Consider the following 18989-nt stretch of genomic DNA (forward strand, 5'->3'; position numbering starts at 1 on the left):
GCTGGACCGCGCTCAGGCGGTCCAGCCTTGCACGACCTGGTACGCGCCCAGCAACGCCAGGCTGATCATGAAGCACAGCTTGAACGTGCGCGCGGAAAGGCGGTTGCGCAGCCATTGGCCCAGCGCCATGCCGATCAGCGCGGGCAGCAGCATCAGCACGGATGCCCCGGCCGTGCCGGAACTGTAGCCGCCGTTTAACGCAAGGCCTGCCGCCAGGGCCACCGTCGACACCGTAAATGAAATGCCCATGGCCTGGATCAGGCCATCCTTGCCCAGATTCAGCGCTTGCAGGTAGGGCACGGCCGGGATCACGAACACGCCTGTCGCCGCGGTGATCACGCCGGTGACGACGCCGACCACCGCGCCCAACATCTGTTCGTGCCTGCGCGGCACGCTGGGCGGCGAGCCGAACAGGCCCCAGGCCGCATAGGCGATCAGCGCCAAGCCCAGGCAGACGCTCGCCCAATGACCGCTGGGCGCGCCCAGCCACAGTGCGCCTGCGATCGTGCCGACGCAGACGCCCACTTGCAGGGCGCCGATCCGCCGCAGCGTCAAAAAGAGCGTGGGCCAGGGCCGCGCCTGCCAAAGATTGGTGATGAGCGAGGGCACGATCAACAACGCGGCGGCTTGCGCCGGCGCCATGACCAGGGCCAGCATCGCCATGGAAATGGTGGGCAGGCCCAGGCCCACCACGCCTTTGACGACGCCGGCCAGGACGAACACGGCGACCGTCACGGCAAGCAGCGCCGGCGTGCCGCCGGGGAACAGGTCCAGCGGGTTCACAGGCGCTCGCATTGGGAAAGCTGGGCGGGCCGGGGCCGGCTGAAGAGCGCGTAGGCCACATCCCCGGCGCCCGGGCCCTCCTGGCGCGCCGCGCGCAACAACCATTGCCGGGCTTCGCACAGATCGGTAGGCATGGCCGGGCCATACAAGGCGGGTCCCCCGATCAACGCCACGCCCAGCAGCCGTTGCGCGGGGGCGTGGCCGTCGTGCGCGGCGGCACGCAGCCATGCCAGCATGGCAGGCACGTCGCCTTCGGTCTGGGCTTCCAGCGCCAAGGCGTATTTCTGCGCGGGCGTGGTGTAGTCGCTAAGGCCAGGCTGGGCTATGGCGCTGCCTGAGGTTTGCAAGACCAGGCACAGCAGTGCCAGCTTTGGCCATTGCGCACGGCGGGCACATGGATTCAGGGGTTTCATGATCGGATTCCGGAGAGTTGTCAGGGGAGCCCGGGGGGCATGCCTTATTCTGCGCCGCCAATCCCTCGAGCCGGTATCGGGAAGTGGCATACCCTGCCTATGGTCTGGCCTGAGGCACGCGTGCTACGCTGGCCGGATGCGATTCGACCTGACCGACCTTCGGCTTTTCCTGAACGTGCAGGAAACCGGCTCCATCACGGCGGGCGCCAAGCGTTCGCACATGACGCTGGCTTCCGCCAGCGAACGCATCCGCGGCATGGAAGACACCTTGGGGGTGCCCTTGCTGCTGCGCGAACATCGCGGCGTGGAACCCACGCCGGCGGGCCGGACGCTAGCGCATCATGCGCGCGTGGTCCTGGCCCAGATGGATCGCATGCGCGGCGAGCTTGACCACTATGGTCATGGGCTGAAGGGGCACGTGCGTGTGCTGTGCAACACCACGGCGCTTAGCGAATACCTGCCGTCCGTGCTGGGCGATTTCCTGAAGGACCATCCCCGCGTATCGGTGGACCTGGAGGAAAGGCTCAGCCACGAGATCGCCGATGCGCTGCGCGCGGGCACCTGCGATATCGGCGTGCTGGCGGATTCGACGGACCTGCATGGCCTGCATACGCTTACCTTCCGCCATGATCCGCTGACGCTGATCGTGCCGCGCGGCCATGCGCTGGCCGGCCGTCCGGCCGTCATGCTGGCCGAGGTGGCGGACGAGGAGTTCGTGGGCCTGGTGGAAGGCAGCGCCTTGCAGGAGCACATCGCGCACCATGCGCGGCGCGGCGGAAAAGCGCTGTCGTACCGCGTGCGCTTGCGCAGCTTCGACGCGGTATGCCGGATGGTGGGGCAGGGCGTGGGCATCGCCATCGTGCCGCGCGTGGCCGCGGTGCGCTACGGCCGCGCCGCGGGCGTCGCGCGCGTTGCGCTGGCCGATGACTGGGCCACGCGCGACCTGGTGCTGTGCGTGCGCGACGCCTTGCCGGCCTACGCCGCCGAACTGGTCGCGTACGCGCTGCGCGACGCGCCCCGCACTACGGACGCGCCAGCGGCTGAGGTCTGCGCAGATGGCCCCGGTCGAACCAGGACCCCGACGCGACCGCGCTCAGGATGATCAGGCCGTACAGGCACATCGCCACGGCGGCCGTCAGGAAAAACAGGGTCAGTGAACCGGTCAGGTGCAGGACGACACCACCCGCGCCCACAGCCACCAGCAGGCGCAGGCAGCCGGCGATCAGCGGCCACTTCAGCCGGCCCGCGCCTTGCGAGGCGAAGTACATCGAGAACCCCAGGGCAAAGAACCCGTAGACCGGACCGACCATGCGCAAATAGTCCGAGCCGGCCTGCAGCATGTGGTCTTCGGCGCCGAAGAGGCGCAGCCAGGCCTCGGGAAAGCATGCCGCGGCCAGTCCGATGCCTTCGGCCAGCACGAAGGCCATCGCGCCGCCGGTCAGGGCGATCCGCATGGCGCGTTCAGGCTGCCCCGCGCCGATGTTGGACGCCACCATCGCGACCATGGGGGCGCCCAGCCCGAAGGCGATCGGAATCAGCAGATACTCCAGCCGCACGGCGATGCCGTAGCCGGCCACGGCGGCGGTGCCGGCATACGCGCCGACCAGCGCCGCCGTCAGCGCCACCAGCGCGTTGGTCAGCAAGGGGTTCAGCGTGGCCAGCGCGCCCACGCTGAGGATGCTGCGCATCAGGTTCAGATGCAGCCGGCTGGCGACCAGCCGCGCAGGGTTGCGCCCGCTGGCGCAATAGGCGCCCAGGATCAGCGCGCCCACGCCGTAATAGATAACGAGCGCCCAGCCGCCGCCTGCCACGCCCAGCGCGGGGAACGGCCCCCATCCGAAGATCAGGCACGGCGACAAGGGGATCAGCAGCAAGGCGCCGCCGCAGATCACGGCGCCCGGCACCAGCATGTTGCCGGTGCCCCGGATGACGCTGGCGAAGGCGTTCATCAGCCACATCAGGACGATGCCGCCGAAGATGACGTTGGAGTAGGCCAGGGCGGCCTCCAGCGCTTCGCCTTCGGCGCCCAGCGCGCGATACAGCTGCGGTCCGAAGGCCAGCAGCAGCACGCAGAAGAGCAGCCCCAGCAGCGCATTCAGCACGACGGCATGCAATACCAACTGATCGGCCTCTTGCTGGCGGCCCCCGCCCAACGCGCGCGCCACGGCGGCGGAGATGCCGCCGCCCATCGCGCCCTGGGACATATTGCCCATCAGGAACAGCACGGGCACCACCAGCGCCACGCCCGCCAGCACCGAGGTGCCCAGCCGCGCCAGGAACCAGGTCTCGATCAGGCCGGTGGCCGACTGCGCCGACATCATCAGGATATTGGGCCAGGCCAGGCGTGCCAGCGTGGGGGCGATGGGCGCCTCAAGCATGGCCTGCAAGCGCGCATTGGCGGGGCGTGGCGGAGGTGTCGCTGACATGGAGGTTGGCCGGAACAGGATGCGGTAAAATTTACGTGCATATGCCAATACCTGTCAAGATTGGGCTGGACGCGAGCCTGGCCCGGCAGTAGCGTAATGGCCTTGCCCTTCCCAACTTGCCGTCCCCGCCGCCATGTCCGCCGCCGATTCTTCCGTCCCCGCCATCGTTCCGGATCCCCTGGTTTGCAACGGCGCCGCGCTGCGCAAAGCGACCCGGCGCGTGTCGCAGTTGTATGACACGGTGCTGGCGCCCTGCGGCCTGAAAGTCTCGCAGCATTCCATCCTGATCCATATCGCGCGCGCCGGCACGCCGTCGATGACTGACTTGGCGCGCGCCATGGTGTTGGACCGTTCCGCGCTGGCGCACAACCTGAAACCACTGGAACGGGACGGCTACGTGCAGATGGCGCGCGACGAACGCGATGGCCGCAGCCGCCGCGTGGCGCTGACGGACGCGGGCCGCGCCAAGCTGGCGGAATCCAAACGCCTGTGGAAAGACGCGCAGAACCGGTTCGAAGCTGCCTATGGCGCAGAACGCGCGGCCGCCTTGCGGCATGCGCTGGCCGATATCTTTTCCGACGAATTCGCGCTGGCGTTCAGTCGCGGTTAACGGCCCGTGGGCGTGGCCAAGGACCGCCTGAGGCCTGTCCATCCCAAGAGCGCCACGGCGCCCAGCACGCAAGCCATCCCCGCAATCTGCGCACCCGTCAGGGATTCGCCCAGCAGGCCAGCCGCCAGTGCGACGGCTGATGCCGGGGCCAACGCGGTGAAGAGCGCAGCTTCGGACCCATCGACGCGCGCGGCGCCGGCATACCAGAGCAGGAAGCCGCCCACGGTGGGCACCACCGCGTAATAAGCGACCGCCACCAACGCATCGCCGGACACGCTGATCTGCCAGGGCGATTCGGCCACGCTCGCCAGCGCAGAAAAGGCCAGCCCGAAGCCCGTCATGACGGTGGATAGCGCAAGCGGCGGCACGGGCACGCGCAGCCGCTTGTTGAGCAGGATGAACAGCCCTTCGCACAGGACCGCGCCCAGGATCAGCGCATTGCCGATCCACGAGGGCGCGCCGCTGGCGTCAGCGCCATGGCGCGTCATCAGCCAGACGCCGAAGCCCGCGGCGGCGATGGCGGCCAGCATGGCCTTGCCCGGGCGTTCGCCCAACAGCACGATTGCAATGGCCGCGGTGACGAGCGGCAGGGTCCCCAGAATGACGCCGCCGTCCACCGCGGACGTGCGCTGCAGCCCGGCGATCAATAACGTGGTGTAGCCCACGCTGCCGGCGATGGCCTGCGCCGCCAACAAAGCCCAGTCGCGCCGCCCCAGGCGCGGCAGGCGCGCGCCGGTCGCGGCCATCAGTAGTGCAAAGCAAGGAAGCGCGATGGCGAACCGCAGCGCCGTCGCGGTGAAGGGCGGCAGCCCGGTTCCGATGATCTTGCTGGCCACGACCGTGCTGCCTACCAGCACCATGGCCGCCGCCAGGTAGCAATACCCCTGCATCTTTCCGCTCATGTCCATTTACTGCGTATGAAGAAAGGCGCAGCGTAGGGCGCGGGTGGGCCGCCGGTCTTGAACGAAATTGCAGGGCGGGAAAGGAAGGGAGGCGGGTCAGCGCGCCGCCAGCGCGTACCGCCGGGGCGATACGCCGTAGGTGCGGACGAAGAGGCGGGTCATGTGGCTCTGGTCGGCAAAGCCGCCCGCCGCGGCCGCGTCCGCCAGCGGTTTGCCTTCGCGGATCAGCCGGCGCGCGAGCAGCAGGCGGCGTTGCATCTGATAGGCGTGGGGCGTCAAACCCGTGGCGCCTGCAAAGGCGCGCAGCACTTGGTAGCGGCTCAGGCCGCTGACCGCTGCCAGGTCGGCCAGCGACAGCGCGGCGGCAGGGTCGTCGTCGATCAGGGCGCGGGCGTGGCGTATCGCGGCAGGGATCGCGCGGGAGGGCGCCTGCGGCGCATAGGGGCTGTGCGCGGCGGCCACGATGCGCAATAGCAGGGTGTCGCACGCCAACGCGTCGGGCGCCTTGTCCGTGACGTGGGCATAAAGCGCCAGCACGTCGCGCGCCAGGCCTGGCTTGTCCTGCGCGGGATGTTCGAATTCGTAGCGGTGTCCGTCAGCGACCAGCTCGGCCGCGTTGCGCGCAATCACGCCAGGGTCCAGATACAGCATCTGCCAGGCGCGCATGCCGTCGCCGATGGGGGCGCCGTCATGGACTTCGCCCGGATTGACGGTAATGACGTGGCCGGGGCCGGCCTCTACCCGGCCGCGTCCGCTATGCGAGACCTGCGCGCCCGCGCGGATCACGCCGATGCCGAACTGGTCATGCGTGTGGCGCGAAAAGGCGTGCCCGCTGCACGCAGCCACGGCCTGCACGCCGGGGAGCGCGCTGCGCGGCATGATGAATTGGCCTGGCTGCATCAGCGGGCCGATCGCAAGGGCTTAGCCCTTGTATTCCTTCATGACCTGCTGGATGAACTCGGCGCGGCTGATTTTGCCGTCCTTGTTGGTGTCCATGGCGGCGAAGTGTTCCGCGGTCAGATCCTTCGGCAACTCGCTCTTGCTCAGGTAACCGTCGCCATTGGTGTCCAGCTTGGCGAACGATTCTTCCATGAAGGCCTGATATTCGCTTTGGCTGACGACGCCGTTCTTGTCGGTATCCAAACGCTGCATCTGCGCGGGCGACAGGCGGATATTGCCCTGGGAAGACTGTGCCGCGGCGAAGGGCGCCGCGAGAGCCAGCGCCGTGAGTGCGGCGCTCAAGGTAAGCATCTTCTTCATGTCTTTCATTCCCTTGCCGGCCAAGGCCGTGATGATTGCAGCGTAGCCGAAAACCCCTCAACGCGCTGCAACGGAATGCCTGGCTGCCTTTTCCCCGTAGGCCTATTGCAGCCCGTTCCAGCGCGCCACCGAGGGCTCGGCCGCCGCCCACTTCCATTGCCCGCCGGGTTGCCGGCAGATCGTGCTGGTGTAGGCGGGGGCGGGCGCGTCGTCCTGCTCCACGGTGAACAGCACCTCGCGGCAGCGCGCCAGGGGGGTATCGATATCGCGTACCACCTGGATGCCGCCGCGTTCGTTGCCGACGGGCAACGCGTGGCGGATCTGCCATTGCCGCACCTGGCCGATGGGCAATTCGCCTGCCGCGTTGGCCATGACGTTCTGCTGGTCGTTCTTCCATTCGCGCAGCACGTATTTCACGGTGGCGTCGACCGCGGCCTGCACCGTGACGCCGATGGCGTAACCGGCCACCGGATTTGCCGTGGCCGCGCCGCTGACGGTACCGACCACGGCGCCCGTCGCCCCGCCGATGGAGGAGCTTTGGCAGCCGCTCAGGCCCAGGGCCGCCGCCAGCGCCAGCAGGCATGCGCGGCGCATCACTGCAACGATCCCCAGCGCGCGGTGGCCGGTTCGGCATTCGCCCAGCGCCAATGCGCGCCGTCGCGGCAGACCGTCGTGACGAAGAATTCGCGCAGCGGTTCGTCGCCGGCCTTGCTGGCGGGCGTATCGATCGAGAAGACCACTTCTTTGCATTCCAGGCCCGCGCCACCGAAGGCGCGGCTGACGGCGACCTGCCCTTGGGCGTCGCTTTCGATGGGCAGCTGGTGCTTCACGCGCCACGGCGCCACGGAGCCCACGTCGAGCGGTCCGGCAGCGGTGGCAATGGCGTCTTGTTCTTCGCCCCGGGTCTTGCGCTGGGCATAGGCCAGCGCGGCCTTGGCGCCGGCCTGCACGCCCAGGCCGATGCCGGTGGCGACGGTGGCGTTGTCGGTGACTTTGTTGGCGATGGCGGTGCCGGCGATACCGGCCGCGGCGCCGGTGCCTTCGCTAAGCAGCGAGCTGCAGCCGGACAACATGGCCAGCGCCGCAAGGGCAATCAGGGCAAGCGCGCGGCGGCTCGCGTGGGGTGGCGAGATGGTGAACAAACGGCGTGCCCTCCTGCGTGTTGCTTGGCGCCGCAAGTATAGGAGGCGCGGCCACGGCGCGGGCGCGGCCTTTACATTTCTTGGCATTCCGACGCACGCGCGGCAAGGTTCAGGCGCCGGGCCGCGCGCCTTTGGTATAGACCTCGCGCAACGCGGAGGCGAACAAGGCGTCCACGTTGCGGCGCAATCCATCCGCCCGCGTGAACAGCGAGATCGGCGGCAGCGTCCAGTCGAAGGAGTAGGGCACGATGGCCGCGCCAGCGATGCGCACCAGTTCGTCCGCGATGTCGGCGGGCAGGATGGATACGGCGCGGTCGCTTGCCACGATCATTTCCCCGATCAGCTTGGAGGAATCGCTTTGCACCGACGGCGGCGGCGGCGGCAGGCCGGCGCGCAGGAAAATGTCGGCCACCTGTTCCCGGATGGGGCTGCCGGGGGTGCCCAGGATCCAGTCCAGGTCGGCCAGCCGGTTCCACTCCAGCCGCGACCGGCCCAGCCTTGCGGCCAGGCGGCGGCTGGCGATCAGGCGCGGTTGCTGGTGGTACAGCACTTCAAAATCGATATTGCTCAGGTCCACGGACGGCGTGGCCCAACCCACTACGATGTCCAGGGTGTGGTCGCGCAGTTGGCGCAGCAGGGCGGGGCCCTGGCCTTCGTGGATGGTGGCGGTGATCCGGCGGCCTTGCGGCAAGGTGCGGCTGATGGCGGCCGACAACATCTGCCCCGACACGAACGGGATGACCCCGATCTGCAGGTGGGCGGCGTGCCCGGCCGCCACAGCCTCCATTTCCTGCACCAGATGGCCCAGGTCATGGACCAGCCCCCGGGCGCGCGTCAGCACCACGGCGCCCAGCGCGGTGGGCGTCATGCCCCGAACCGACCGGTCAAAGAGCGGCACGTCGAACATGCTTTCCAGTTCGGCCAGGGCGTTCGTCACCGCCGGCTGGCTGGTGGCCATGTGTTCGGCCACCCGGGTTAGCGACCCGTGCTGCTCGATCTGCAGCAGCAGCATCAGATGGCGCATCTTCAGCCGCGAGGTCAGTTTCCGGATGACGGCATCCGGGTCAAAGGCTGTCATAGACAGACCATAAGGTAAAGGTAATGGGACAATATTAAATCCGAATGATCGTCTTATGTCTTGGGGCCTAGAATTTTTGCATATTCAAGACAGCGAGGCTACAGCCCCATGAACAACCCTTCCGACCGCCAGGCAGCCCTGGACTATCACGAGTTCCCCACCCCGGGAAAGATTTCTGTGGTGGCGTCCAAGCCGCTCGTCAACCAGCGCGACCTGGCGCTGGCGTACTCGCCGGGCGTGGCGGCGGCGTGTGAAGAGATCGTGGCCGACCCGGCCAATGTCTACCGTTACACCGCCCGCGGCAACCTGGTCGGCGTGATCTCCAACGGTACCGCGGTGCTGGGCCTGGGCAACATCGGCGCGCTGGCTTCCAAGCCGGTCATGGAAGGTAAGGCGGTGCTGTTCAAGAAGTTCGCCGGCCTGGATGTCTTCGACATCGAAATCAACGAAACCGACCCGGACAAGCTGGTCGAGATCATCGCCGGCCTGGAAGCCACCTTCGGCGGCATCAACCTGGAAGACATCAAGGCCCCGGAATGCTTCACCGTCGAGCGCAAGCTCCGTGAACGCATGAAGATCCCGGTTTTCCATGACGACCAGCACGGCACGGCCATCACGGTTTCGGCCGCCTTCATCAACGGCCTGAAGGTCGTGGGCAAGGACATCAAGTCGGTCAAGGTCGTGACCTCGGGCGCCGGCGCTGCCGCGCTGGCCTGCCTGGACCTGATGGTGGACCTGGGTCTGCCGCTGGAAAACATCTGGGTGACGGACCTGGAAGGCGTGGTCTTTGAAGGCCGCACCGTGCTGATGGACCCGGACAAGGAGCGTTTCGCGCAAAAGACGGAAGCCCGCAAGCTGGCCGAAGTGATCCAGGATGCCGACGTGTTCCTGGGCCTGTCGGCGGGTGGCGTCCTCAAGCCCGAAATGGTTGCGACGATGGGCCCGCGCCCGCTGATCCTGGCGCTGGCCAATCCCACGCCGGAAATCCTGCCGGAAGTGGCGCACGGCGTGCGCGACGACGTGGTCATGGCTACGGGCCGTTCGGATTACCCGAACCAGGTCAACAACGTGCTGTGCTTCCCGTACATCTTCCGCGGCGCGCTGGATGTGGGCGCGACCACCATCACGCGTGAAATGGAAATGGCGGCGGTGTACGCCATCGCCGAATTGGCCGAAGAAGAGCAAAACGAAATCGTGGCCGCCGCCTACGGCACCTACGACATCTCGTTCGGGCCTGAATACCTGATCCCCAAGCCGTTCGATCCGCGTCTGATCGTGCGCATCGCGCCGGCTGTGGCCAAGGCGGCGATGGACGGCGGCGTGGCCACGCGCCCGCTGGCTGACCTGGAAGCCTACGAAGAGCAGCTGCAGCAGTTCGTGTATCACTCGGGCGCGTTCATGAAGCCGCTGTTCTCGGCGGCCAAGCGCATCGTGCGTGGCGGCGGCAAGTCGCGCATCGTGTTCACGGAAGGCGAAGACGAACGCGTGCTGCGCGCCGTGCAAGTGATCGTCGACGAAGGCCTGGCGCGTCCCATCCTGGTGGGCCGTCCCGCCGTGTTGCTGTCGCGCATCGAGAAATTCGGCCTGCGCCTGCGCCTGGGCGAAGACGTCGAAGTGACCAACCCGGAATACGACGAACGCTTCCACCAGTACTGGACCACGTACTGGGAATTGATGTGCCGCCGTGGCATCACCAAGGAGATGGCGCGCGTGGAAATGCGCCGCCGCCTGACCTTGATCGGCGCGATGATGGTGCACCTGGGAGACGCCGACGGCATGGTCTGCGGCACGGTCGGCGCCTATCACGACCACCTGCGTTTCGTGGACGAGGTGATCGGCCGCCGTCCGGGCCACAACGTGTACGCCGCCATGAACATCCTGCTGCTCAACGAGCGCACGGTGGTGCTGGTGGACACGCATGTGAACGACGAGCCCACGGCAGAGCAGATCGCCGAATTCACGGTGATGGCGGCGCAGGAAATGGCTCGCATGAACCTGGCGCCGAAGGTGGCGCTGCTGTCGCGGTCGAACTTTGGGTCGGGCAGTTCGGCTTCGGGCGCCAAGATGCGCCGCGCCCTGGAAATCGTGCGCGAACAGGCACCCGAGCTTGAGGTCGATGGCGAAATGCACGGCGACTGCGCGCTGGACGAAGCGTTGCGCATGCGCATCCTGCCGTCGTCCACCTTGAAGGGCGAAGCGAACCTGCTGGTGTGCCCGAACGTGGACGCTGGCAACATCGCCTACAACCTGCTCAAAACCGCAGCCGGCGGTAACGTGGCGGTGGGTCCGTTCCTGCTGGGCGCGAATGCACCGGTGCACATTCTGACCTCCAGCTCGACCGTGCGCCGCATCATCAATATGACGGCCATGACCGTGCTGGACGCCAACCGGGTGGAAACCTCGGCCTGAAAGGGTAGGGGCCTCCACGCCGCGCACGTTTCGCGTGCTTGCTGCCCCCGAGGGGGCGCTTTTTGCCTTGGGCAGTGCCAAGGCAAAAAAGATGCCCCGTAAGGGGCATTATTTTTGGCTGGGTGGCTGGCTAGCTCGCGAGCAGCTCAGTTGCTGCTGGCCTTCCAGGTGCCGTCGGGCTGCTTGCAGAACCAGAACTGCCATTTCTCGGTGGTGCTGGTGCGTGCGAAGTCGGCGACCAGGAAGCGGCAGACGCGGTCGTCCTTGACCTTGCTGGTTTGCGTGGGCGTCAGTTGCACGGTGATCGGCGCGGCCCTTTTGGGCTGCGCCTTGCTGGTCCATTCGGTGCGCTGGCCATCGGTCGAGCTGTTCAGCGCTTGCGCGATCGCCTCGTGGAACGACGTCAGGTCGCCCTTCGGAATCTGCGTGATGAGCGAGTTGTTCAGCATTACCGGCGGCGCGGCGACCGCCGCAGTCGTCATGCCGGCTGCGACGAGCAATGCGGCGAGAAGGCGGGTGGATTTCAAGATGGGCTCCCTGTCTGATGGATCAGATTATCGTGCTTGTACCTGAGCCGATAGTACGCGAACCCGTTCCTTTTTCAATCCACCCGCCTGCGTGTTCGTTGACCTGAGGCGACCTGCGCCAAAAAAAGCCGCCTGATTGCAGGCGGCCAAGGTACAACAAGGGGAGGGAGTCAAGCGTTGCCGGGCAGATCAGTTGCCGTGGTAGACGCCCGCGAAGGGCATGTCGTTGGGCTCGACGTTGCTCACCAGGCCGGCGGCCTTGGCGGCGGCCAGTTCGGCTTGCACGTCAGCGCGGGTCTTGCCCGACTGGGGGGCGCCGTAGACGCCTTGGAACGGCACGTTGTTCGGTTCGACGTTGGTCACCAGGCCGGCAGCCTTGGCGGCAGCCAGTTCGGCTTGCACCTGGGCGCGGGTCGGGCCTTCATACGGAGTGCCGTAAACGCCTTGGAACGGCACGTTGTTGGGTTCGATGTTTTGCGATGCGTAGGCGCCAGCGCTCAGGGCGGCCAAGGACAACATCAAAGCGGTAGCGAGGGTCTTCTTCATGGTAAATCTCCGATTTCAAGAGCCTAGGGGGCGAATCAGGCGGCCTATCCGTCGTGGTTCGTTGCTGTTTCCCGATGACTGAATTCTGCGCCGATTAGAGATAGGGATAAACCCGTATATCGGTAAAAGATATTTCCATAAATGGGATGAAGATGTTCGATTTATTAGATAGTCACCAATTATGGAATCGATAGCGCAAGAATCGGCCCCTTGGGAGCCCGCATGGAAAAGGTCCATCTAACGCGTGAAAAAGCCACGCTGCTGATCACGCTGTACGCCAAGGCAGAAGAAAGCCGCTTGCCCGGATCTTTGCTGCAGGACCACTACGCCGCCTGTGCCGTGGCACGCATCGACCACGATTTCGCGGCCCTGGGCATGCGCCGCGACGAGATGATCGGATTGGCGATGCGGGCCTACACGCTGGACGCGTGGGTGCGCGAATTCCTGGCCGCGCACCGCGGCGCTACCGTGTTGCATCTGGGCTGCGGCCTGGACAGCCGGGTGTTCCGGGTGGACCCGGCGCCGGACGTCAACTGGTTTGACGTGGATTTCCCCGAGGTCATCGACCTGCGGCGCGCGCTGTATCCGGCGCGACCGGGCTATCAGATGCTGGGTTCACCGATGTCGGATCTGGGGTGGCTGTCGCGGATTCCTACCGACAGGCCGGCCTTGGTGGTGGCGGAAGGGTTATTCCTGTACATGCCCGAGGACGAAGTGCTGCAGTTACTGCGCACTGTTGCCACGCAGTTTCCCTCGGGTGAGATCGCCTTCGATGCCTATAGCCGGATGGGGCTGGCGCTGGCGTCGCGCAATCGCATGTTCCGGGCGACCGGCGCGGTGATGTGCTGGAGCCTGGGCGATCCGCTGGACCTTGAGGCTCAGGTGCCCGGGCTGCGGTTGCGCAGCGAGCAATGGCTGTATGAGGAAAGCGACGCGACGCAGTGGGCCCGGTATTCCTGGCCCGCCCGGGCGGCCATCTGGCTGATGCGGCGGATTGCGCCGTTGCGGCGCCTGGGCAGGTTGCTGCGCTACCGGTACTAGGGGTGCGGCGTCAGTAGTGCGGCGGCAGTTCGTCGCGCAGGCTGCGGAAGGGCGCGGCGCCTTCGGGGGCCTGCTGGCGCAGGTCCGCCACTTCACGCAGCAGCCGGTCTATCTGCTGTTGCTGCCGGACGATGATCTGGTTCAGTTGCTCCAGCAGGTCGTCCGCGAAGCTGGACTTGACCTCCAGTTCGAGCAGGCGGCGTTCGATGTCTTGCGATGGTTCCATAGCGGCTATTAGAACCTATTCCCGCTTTGCGTTTCCAATGGCAATTGCGGGTCCATGGCTCTACGGGAGACGAATTTGACGAAGCAGGTCAGACGGCGCGGCGTGGCGGCGCATCTTGGGGCGCACTGGAGCCTGCGCTGGGCCGCGCGCGGTTCGCTGGCGGCGGGGTTGGCGCAAGGGCTGGCCAACGTCGCGTGGGCGCAGGAAACCGGCCCCACGCTGGCCCCCGTGGTCGTCACGGGGACGCGCCTGGGCTCCGCCGTGCTGGACACGCCCGCGTCGGTGGACGTGGTCGATGGCGCGGCCATGCGCCGCGGGCAGCCCGGGATCAACCTGTCCGAAGGGCTGGCGGGCGTGCCGGGCCTGCAGATCCAGAACCGCCAGAACTATGCGCAGGACCTGCAGATATCCAGCCGCGGGTTTGGGGCGCGATCCACCTTCGGCGTGCGCGGCGTGCGGCTCTACGTGGACGGCATTCCGGCCACCATGCCGGATGGGCAGGGGCAGACGTCCAACATCGACATCGGTTCGATCGACCGCGTCGAGGTGCTGCGAGGGCCGTTTTCCGCGCTGTATGGCAATTCCTCGGGCGGCGTGATCCAGGTCTACACGGAAGACGGCACGCCGCCGCCCACCCTGTCCGCAAGCGGTTGGGGCGGCAGCGACGGCACGTGGCGCTACGGCGTAAAGGCCAGCGGCGGCGAGCCGGACGGGCTGGACTATGTGCTGGACGCCAGCCGCTTCACCACTGACGGCTACCGCGATCACAGCGCGGCGCGCAAGAACCTGGCCAACGCCAAGCTGGGCCTGCAGCTGGATGACGCCAGCCGCCTGACCATCGTGGTCAACAGCGTGGACCTGAAGGCGCAGGATCCCCTGGGCCTGACCTACCAGCAGTTTCGGGACGACCCGCGCGCGGCGCCTTTGGCCGAGCAGTACGACACGCGCAAGACCGTGCGGCAGACGCAGGGCGGCGTCGTGTACGAGCGGCACGTGGACAGCCGCAACACGTGGCGCGTGATGGCCTACTACGGCCAGCGCGACACGACCCAGTACCAGTCGATCCCGCCGGCGGCACAAATGGCGTCCACGCAGGCGGGCGGGGTCATCGACCTGGCGCGCCGGTATGGCGGCGCGGATCTGCGCTGGACCTCCGAGCTGGACCTGGCTGGCCGGCCGCTTACGCTGATCGGCGGTTTTTCCTACGATTCGATGCGCGAAGAGCGCAAGGGTTATCAGAATTTCATTGGTACGGGCGCCGATCAGCAGTTGGGGGTGCAGGGCGCGCTGCGGCGCGACGAGACCAACACCGTGTACAACGCCGACCCCTACGTGCAGGCATCGTGGAAGGTGTCTGAGCGTTGGACGGTGGATGCCGGCCTGCGCTACAGCACGGTCGCCTTCGACTCCAACGACCACTACGTCACGGCAGGCAATGGCGACGACAGCGGCGACGCACGCTATCGCAAGGCGCTGCCAGTGGCCGCGCTGCGCTACGCGGTCAGCCCGGATGTCAGCGTGTATGCCTCCTATGGACGCGGGTTCGAGACCCCCACGCTAAACGAAATCTCGTATCGGCCGGGCGGCCAGCCAGGGTTGAATTTTGGCTTGGCGCCGTCGCTCAGCACCAATCTGGAAGCCGGCGTGAAGGCGCGCATGGCCGGGGGGCTGGCGACGGCCGCCGTCTTCCACACCGGCACCGACAACGAGATCGTGTCGGCCGGCAGTTCAGGCGGGCGCACCAGTTACCAGAACGCGGGCCGCACGCGACGCGACGGGGTGGAGCTGGGCTGGTCGGGCGAGGTTGCGCGCCATTGGCGCACGCAGTTCGCCTATACGTGGCTGAATGCGCGATACGCGGACGACAGTTCCGGCGACATCCGCGCCGGCAACAAGATTCCCGGCATCGCGCGCCAGGCGGTGTACGCGTCGCTGGCCTGGGCGCCGCCCGAAGGCTGGCAGGCGTCGGTGGAAGGGCGCTACCTGAGCAAGATCTACGTGAACGACGCGAACGATCAGGACGCGCCCGGCTACTTCGTGGCGGCGGTGAGCGCCGGCTATGTGAAGCGCCTGGGCGCGTGGGAATTGAATGCCTACGCGCGCGTGGACAATCTGTTCGACAGGCGCTATGCAGGTTCGGTGATCGTCAACGAAAGCAATGGCCGCTATTACGAGCCCGCCGCTGGACGCAGCCTGGGCGTGGGCGCGGGCGTGGCGTACCGGTTCTAGCGGGGGGCGGCTGTCAGTCGGGCGCCTCCGGATAGCAGACGCCGTAGTCTTCGCAAGCCGGGCAGCCGGGCGCGGCGGAAGGCGGCAGCCCGGCGTGTTCACAGGCCGAATACGCCAGGAATTTCTTCCAGCGCAGATTGCGCACGTTGCGTATCACCAGGCCCGGGTAGTGGCGCGCCAGCAGGAAGGTCACGTCTTCGCGGCCGGACAGGCCCAGGTCGCGCCACAGGTGGTCGGGCCGCAGGCAGGCGTGCACCAGCACGCCGGTGACCCAGGGCGTGGTCTCGTGTTCGGGCGCGCGGTAGGCGTCCAGCAGCACGCGCAGCAGCAGGGTGAAGCCGGGTTGCGGATCGCCCCGGCCTTGCAGCGCGTAAACGTCGGCCTGTTCGCGCAAGATGGCCAGCCGCGCGTCATCCGATGCCAGGGCGCCCGGAAACAAATGATCAAGCATCTGCTGCAGTTCGTCGGGGCACAGGCCGCTGCGTGCCAGGTCCTGGTGCGCCAGGCTGGTGCCGATCACGGTGGCGAAAAAGCCGGCGTCGGGATGGCCGGGCGGCGCGTGATGCAACAGGGCGCGGGCAAACCGCTGGGCAGACGGGGGAACGTCGGCCAGGGTGGGGGTGGGGGTCAGCACGGCGTCCATAGGGGGGCGATCGCTAAATTCGTTCAACTGTTAATGAAATCGTTATGTTGCGGAATATATAACGAAAGATCCCCGCGATTCCGTGATGTGGGGCAAATGCGACTCGGGACTTACCCGCGAGACGGGCGTGGCCCGGGGGTATGATCGGTGTCCCTGATTTCCTGGTTTTGTCCTTCGCATGCCGCGCAGCTTCCGTCCCGCAGTCTCCCGTATGTCCGGTGCCCTCCTGTTGGCGTTGGCAGGCCTGGCGGCGCTGCCGCAGCCGGCCGTGGCATCCGATATCGGCGCCACCATCGAATCTATCCGCCTGTCGCGCTACCCGCTGCGCGAGCCCGAGCGGCGCGTCTGGGGCACCGAGAACGTCCGCGATGCGGTGCTGGTCGGCCAGATGGAGAACCGCCTGTACCTGTACCGGTACGTGCGGGGAACGGGCCAGGAGTTCCACCTGGACTTCCGTTCCCAGCCCCTGGCAATCGACCCTGCGGCGTGGAAGGCGTCGCGCGAAGAGAACGTGGCGGTCAGGGCGCCGCGCAACGACGAGACCCTTTATTGGGTGGGCTACACCTACAACGATGCCGATGACACGCGGTCCGATGGATTCCTGGTGGATGCGGCGGGCAACGCGGCGACGGTTCGCGCGGACGCCTACCTGGCCGTCGTGACCGCCAACCAGCCGTGGGACGAGGCCCGCAAGGCACAGGCCCTGGCCACGCTGCGGCAAGTGCTCACGAGCTACCCCGGCCGCCTGAGGGCGTTCCCTGCCACGGTGCGTTTCGAGCATCAGGCGCCGGTGGATGTGACGGCCACGTTCCGCACGCTGCATCAGGTCGCGCGCAGCATCCCGCGCGCCAAGACCGCGGAGTTCGCCCGCGCGCTGGCGGACCTGCGCCGCTTCGTGATGGAGCGGGACTTTCGAGAGATCGATCCGGGCGGCAAGGATCCCGAGATATTGACGGCGCTGAACGACTACGGCTTCTGGCTGGCCGAATCGGGCGACGCCGTGCAGGCCGACCGCGTCTTGAGCGACGTGCTGCGGCGCGACCCGGCGCGCACGGCGGCGTACCTGAACCGTGCGGACGCACGCTGGGCGCAGAGCGCGAAGGCCGGCGACAGGCGCAGCTACTTCGAGACGCTGGCGCGCGAGGACTACCGCCTGTATTGCGCCCAGCGCCTGGCGGCCAAGGAGCCGATCCCCGGCAATATCGCCAGCCGCATCAGCGCCGCCTTGAATGAAAAGACGCTGGATCCGGCGGTCTGCCGGCCTCGGCTGGCCATCTTCAAGGCGATCCGGGCGGATGACGTGGACGCGGTGCGCGCCGAGTTGGCGCGCGGGCAAGACCCGAACGGCGTGAACGAGAACGGCACGTCGGCGCTGGCCGTGGCGGTGTCCGGCAAGCAGCTGGAAACGGTACGGGTCCTGCTGGCAGCCGGTGCCCGCGCCGACGGCCCCAACAACGGCTTCGTGCTGCTGGCCAGCGCCTTGCCCGACGCCAAGGACACGCGACCGGCGGCGGAGCGCTACGCCCTGGCCGACGCCTTGATCGCGGCGGGTGCGCCGCTGGATGCCGGCGACTACAACGGCACGCCGTTGCTGGTGCGGCGCATTTCGTACTACAGCGAAGATAAGGACAGCCTGACCTACCTGCTGGCCAAGGGCGCCAACCCGAACGCGCGTGAAAAGAACGGCCGGTCCGCGCTACACGCCGCCATGGGCTCGCCCAGCCGGTTCTGGTTCGCCGAGCAACTGCTGGCCAAGGGCGCGGACATCAACGCGGCCTATGTCCGGATGTATTACGGTAACCGCGGCATGTGGGAAACGCCTTTGCTGGAAGCGCTGCGCGAATCGAATAGCGGCGAGTTGACGCCGACGGCGGTGTTTCCGGTCTCGGAGCGGGTGACCTTCGCCCTGGCGCACGGGGCGGACGCGGCGGTGGGCGGCTACAGCGCCAGCAAGACGCCCGAACGCAACGGCCTGAACGAAGCCTTCAGCCTGGCGGCGCGCACCCTCCAGCCTGCGCTGGTGGATCAGTTGGCGCAAGCCGCTGGCCAGCCGCGTTTGCCGCTGACGCCGGAATCGCTGTCCAGCTTGCTCAGCGTGTGGAACCAGGTGGAGATCCGCGCGACCATCAAGCAGAACGGCCCTGAATGGGACGGCCAGCGCGCCAAGCTGCGCGCCACCGCCGACCGCCTGCTCGCGGCCGGCGTGCCGTTGACGCGCGCGGACGACGCCACGGGCGTCACCAACAACAACATCGCGCCGCTCAGTTTGCCGTGGCTGCCCGATGACCTGTATCGGGAGTGGCTGGAGAAGGGCGCCGACGCCTCGGACCGGACCGACAAGAGCGTGCGCATCGACGGGGTGGCCGATGCCGACGCCTTGCCGCTGGTGATCATGCTGCGCCTGGGCAAGGAAGCCAAAGCGAAGATGCTGCTGGAGCATGACGCCGGGCTGTACCGCACGCCGTGGCGTTGCGGCATGGCGGTGGCCGATGTGCTGGCGTGGCAGCTGGACGACGGCGGGCCGCTCAGCCCGACGGGCGCGCGTGCCGTGAAACAGGTGCTGGACGGCGCGGCCGGGGCCGCCAGTTGCGATCTGAACCAGGTCTCGCGCGTGCAGCCGCACGTCGGCGTGTCGGCCAACGATTTGATCAGGCAGGTGGGCGTGGCCTTGACGGTGACCGCGCCGAAGTAGGCCTGCAGGCCCCGCAATGCAAAACAGGCGCCCGAAGGCGCCTGTTTTTTTGCTTCAACGGC

General features: G+C 67.2%; 19 protein-coding genes. 6 read left to right on the forward strand and 13 right to left on the reverse strand.

All coding sequences use genetic code 11. The features are described from left to right. Nucleotides 1-12: 12 nt before the first annotated feature. Nucleotides 13-783 (reverse strand): sulfite exporter TauE/SafE family protein, encoded by a 771-nt coding sequence (locus CEY09_RS16765; RefSeq protein WP_088589509.1) that lies wholly within the window; start codon nt 781-783, stop codon nt 13-15. Next, a complete protein-coding gene (locus CEY09_RS16770) occupies nt 780-1196 on the reverse strand; it encodes an SEL1-like repeat protein (protein WP_088589510.1) in 417 nt (138 codons plus the stop codon). Before CEY09_RS16770 ends, CEY09_RS16765 begins: the two co-directional genes overlap by 4 nt. A 136-nt stretch (nt 1197-1332) precedes the next feature. On the opposite strand from CEY09_RS16770, the gene CEY09_RS16775 reads away from it, so the two are divergent. Then, nucleotides 1333-2298: a LysR substrate-binding domain-containing protein gene (locus CEY09_RS16775; protein WP_088589511.1), complete on the forward strand. Its 966-nt coding sequence runs from the start codon at nt 1333-1335 to the stop codon at nt 2296-2298. Here CEY09_RS16775 and CEY09_RS16780 read toward each other — a convergent pair. Further along, on the reverse strand, nt 2219-3622 hold the full coding sequence (locus tag CEY09_RS16780; protein WP_167390094.1) for an MATE family efflux transporter: 1404 nt from the start codon (nt 3620-3622) through the stop codon (nt 2219-2221). The two genes, CEY09_RS16775 and CEY09_RS16780, sit on opposite strands and share 80 nt — an antisense overlap. 133 nt (nt 3623-3755) lie before the next feature. On the opposite strand from CEY09_RS16780, the gene CEY09_RS16785 reads away from it, so the two are divergent. Continuing rightward, nucleotides 3756-4232, forward strand: coding sequence for a MarR family winged helix-turn-helix transcriptional regulator (locus CEY09_RS16785; protein WP_006222578.1), 477 nt, complete (start codon nt 3756-3758; stop codon nt 4230-4232). On the opposite strand, the gene CEY09_RS16790 is transcribed toward CEY09_RS16785, so the two are convergent. The 6 genes from CEY09_RS16790 to CEY09_RS16815 form a co-directional block, all read right to left on the reverse strand. Beyond that, nucleotides 4229-5134: a DMT family transporter gene (locus CEY09_RS16790; protein WP_088589630.1), complete on the reverse strand. Its 906-nt coding sequence runs from the start codon at nt 5132-5134 to the stop codon at nt 4229-4231. The two genes, CEY09_RS16785 and CEY09_RS16790, sit on opposite strands and share 4 nt — an antisense overlap. Before the next feature lie 96 nt (nt 5135-5230). After that, nucleotides 5231-6034 (reverse strand): AraC family ligand binding domain-containing protein, encoded by an 804-nt coding sequence (locus CEY09_RS16795; RefSeq protein ID WP_088589512.1) that lies wholly within the window; start codon nt 6032-6034, stop codon nt 5231-5233. A gap of 21 nt (nt 6035-6055) precedes the next feature. Next, on the reverse strand, nt 6056-6394 hold the full coding sequence (locus tag CEY09_RS16800) for an EF-hand domain-containing protein (protein WP_167390095.1): 339 nt from the start codon (nt 6392-6394) through the stop codon (nt 6056-6058). Nucleotides 6395-6496: 102 nt separating this feature from the next. Then, on the reverse strand, nt 6497-6988 hold the full coding sequence (locus CEY09_RS16805) for a hypothetical protein (RefSeq protein ID WP_006222582.1): 492 nt from the start codon (nt 6986-6988) through the stop codon (nt 6497-6499). Further along, entirely contained in the window at nt 6988-7536 is a 549-nt protein-coding gene (locus CEY09_RS16810) for a hypothetical protein (protein WP_088589514.1), read from the reverse strand. Before CEY09_RS16810 ends, CEY09_RS16805 begins: the two co-directional genes overlap by 1 nt. Nucleotides 7537-7645: 109 nt before the next feature. After that, nucleotides 7646-8614 carry a LysR substrate-binding domain-containing protein gene (locus CEY09_RS16815; protein ID WP_006222584.1) on the reverse strand — a complete coding sequence of 323 codons (969 nt, stop codon included), beginning with the start codon at nt 8612-8614 and terminating at the stop codon, nt 7646-7648. A gap of 108 nt (nt 8615-8722) precedes the next feature. Between CEY09_RS16815 and CEY09_RS16820 the strand changes: the two genes are divergently transcribed. Next, entirely contained in the window at nt 8723-11023 is a 2301-nt protein-coding gene (locus CEY09_RS16820; protein WP_088589515.1) for an NADP-dependent malic enzyme, read from the forward strand. A gap of 146 nt (nt 11024-11169) precedes the next feature. Here the strand turns inward: CEY09_RS16820 and CEY09_RS16825 are convergent, their stop codons facing one another. Then, entirely contained in the window at nt 11170-11550 is a 381-nt protein-coding gene (locus CEY09_RS16825) for a hypothetical protein (protein WP_088589516.1), read from the reverse strand. Nucleotides 11551-11739: 189 nt separating this feature from the next. Next, nucleotides 11740-12096, reverse strand: a complete 357-nt coding sequence (locus CEY09_RS16830) for a DUF4148 domain-containing protein (protein WP_088589517.1) — start codon at nt 12094-12096, stop codon at nt 11740-11742. Between the two features lie 222 nt (nt 12097-12318). Here CEY09_RS16830 and CEY09_RS16835 point away from each other — a divergent pair, with 222 nt between their 5' ends. After that, complete coding sequence (locus CEY09_RS16835) at nt 12319-13137, forward strand: class I SAM-dependent methyltransferase (protein ID WP_088589518.1); 819 nt, start codon at nt 12319-12321, stop codon at nt 13135-13137. 10 nt (nt 13138-13147) lie between these two features. On the opposite strand, the gene CEY09_RS16840 is transcribed toward CEY09_RS16835, so the two are convergent. Beyond that, a complete protein-coding gene (locus tag CEY09_RS16840; RefSeq protein ID WP_006222589.1) occupies nt 13148-13363 on the reverse strand; it encodes a SlyX family protein in 216 nt (71 codons plus the stop codon). A 75-nt stretch (nt 13364-13438) separates the two neighbouring features. Between CEY09_RS16840 and CEY09_RS16845 the strand changes: the two genes are divergently transcribed. Next, complete coding sequence (locus CEY09_RS16845; RefSeq protein WP_088589519.1) at nt 13439-15592, forward strand: TonB-dependent receptor; 2154 nt, start codon at nt 13439-13441, stop codon at nt 15590-15592. 13 nt (nt 15593-15605) lie between these two features. Here CEY09_RS16845 and CEY09_RS16850 read toward each other — a convergent pair whose 3' ends face one another. Next, nucleotides 15606-16235: a nitrogen fixation protein NifQ gene (locus tag CEY09_RS16850; RefSeq protein WP_088589520.1), complete on the reverse strand. Its 630-nt coding sequence runs from the start codon at nt 16233-16235 to the stop codon at nt 15606-15608. Between the two features lie 211 nt (nt 16236-16446). Between CEY09_RS16850 and CEY09_RS16855 the strand changes: the two genes are divergently transcribed. Then, a complete protein-coding gene (locus CEY09_RS16855) occupies nt 16447-18927 on the forward strand; it encodes an ankyrin repeat domain-containing protein (RefSeq protein WP_088589521.1) in 2481 nt (826 codons plus the stop codon). Nucleotides 18928-18989: the final 62 nt, after the last annotated feature.

The organism is Achromobacter marplatensis (genome assembly GCF_002209535.1).
In the GTDB taxonomy this organism is placed as follows: Bacteria; Pseudomonadota; Gammaproteobacteria; order Burkholderiales; family Burkholderiaceae_B; genus Achromobacter; species Achromobacter marplatensis.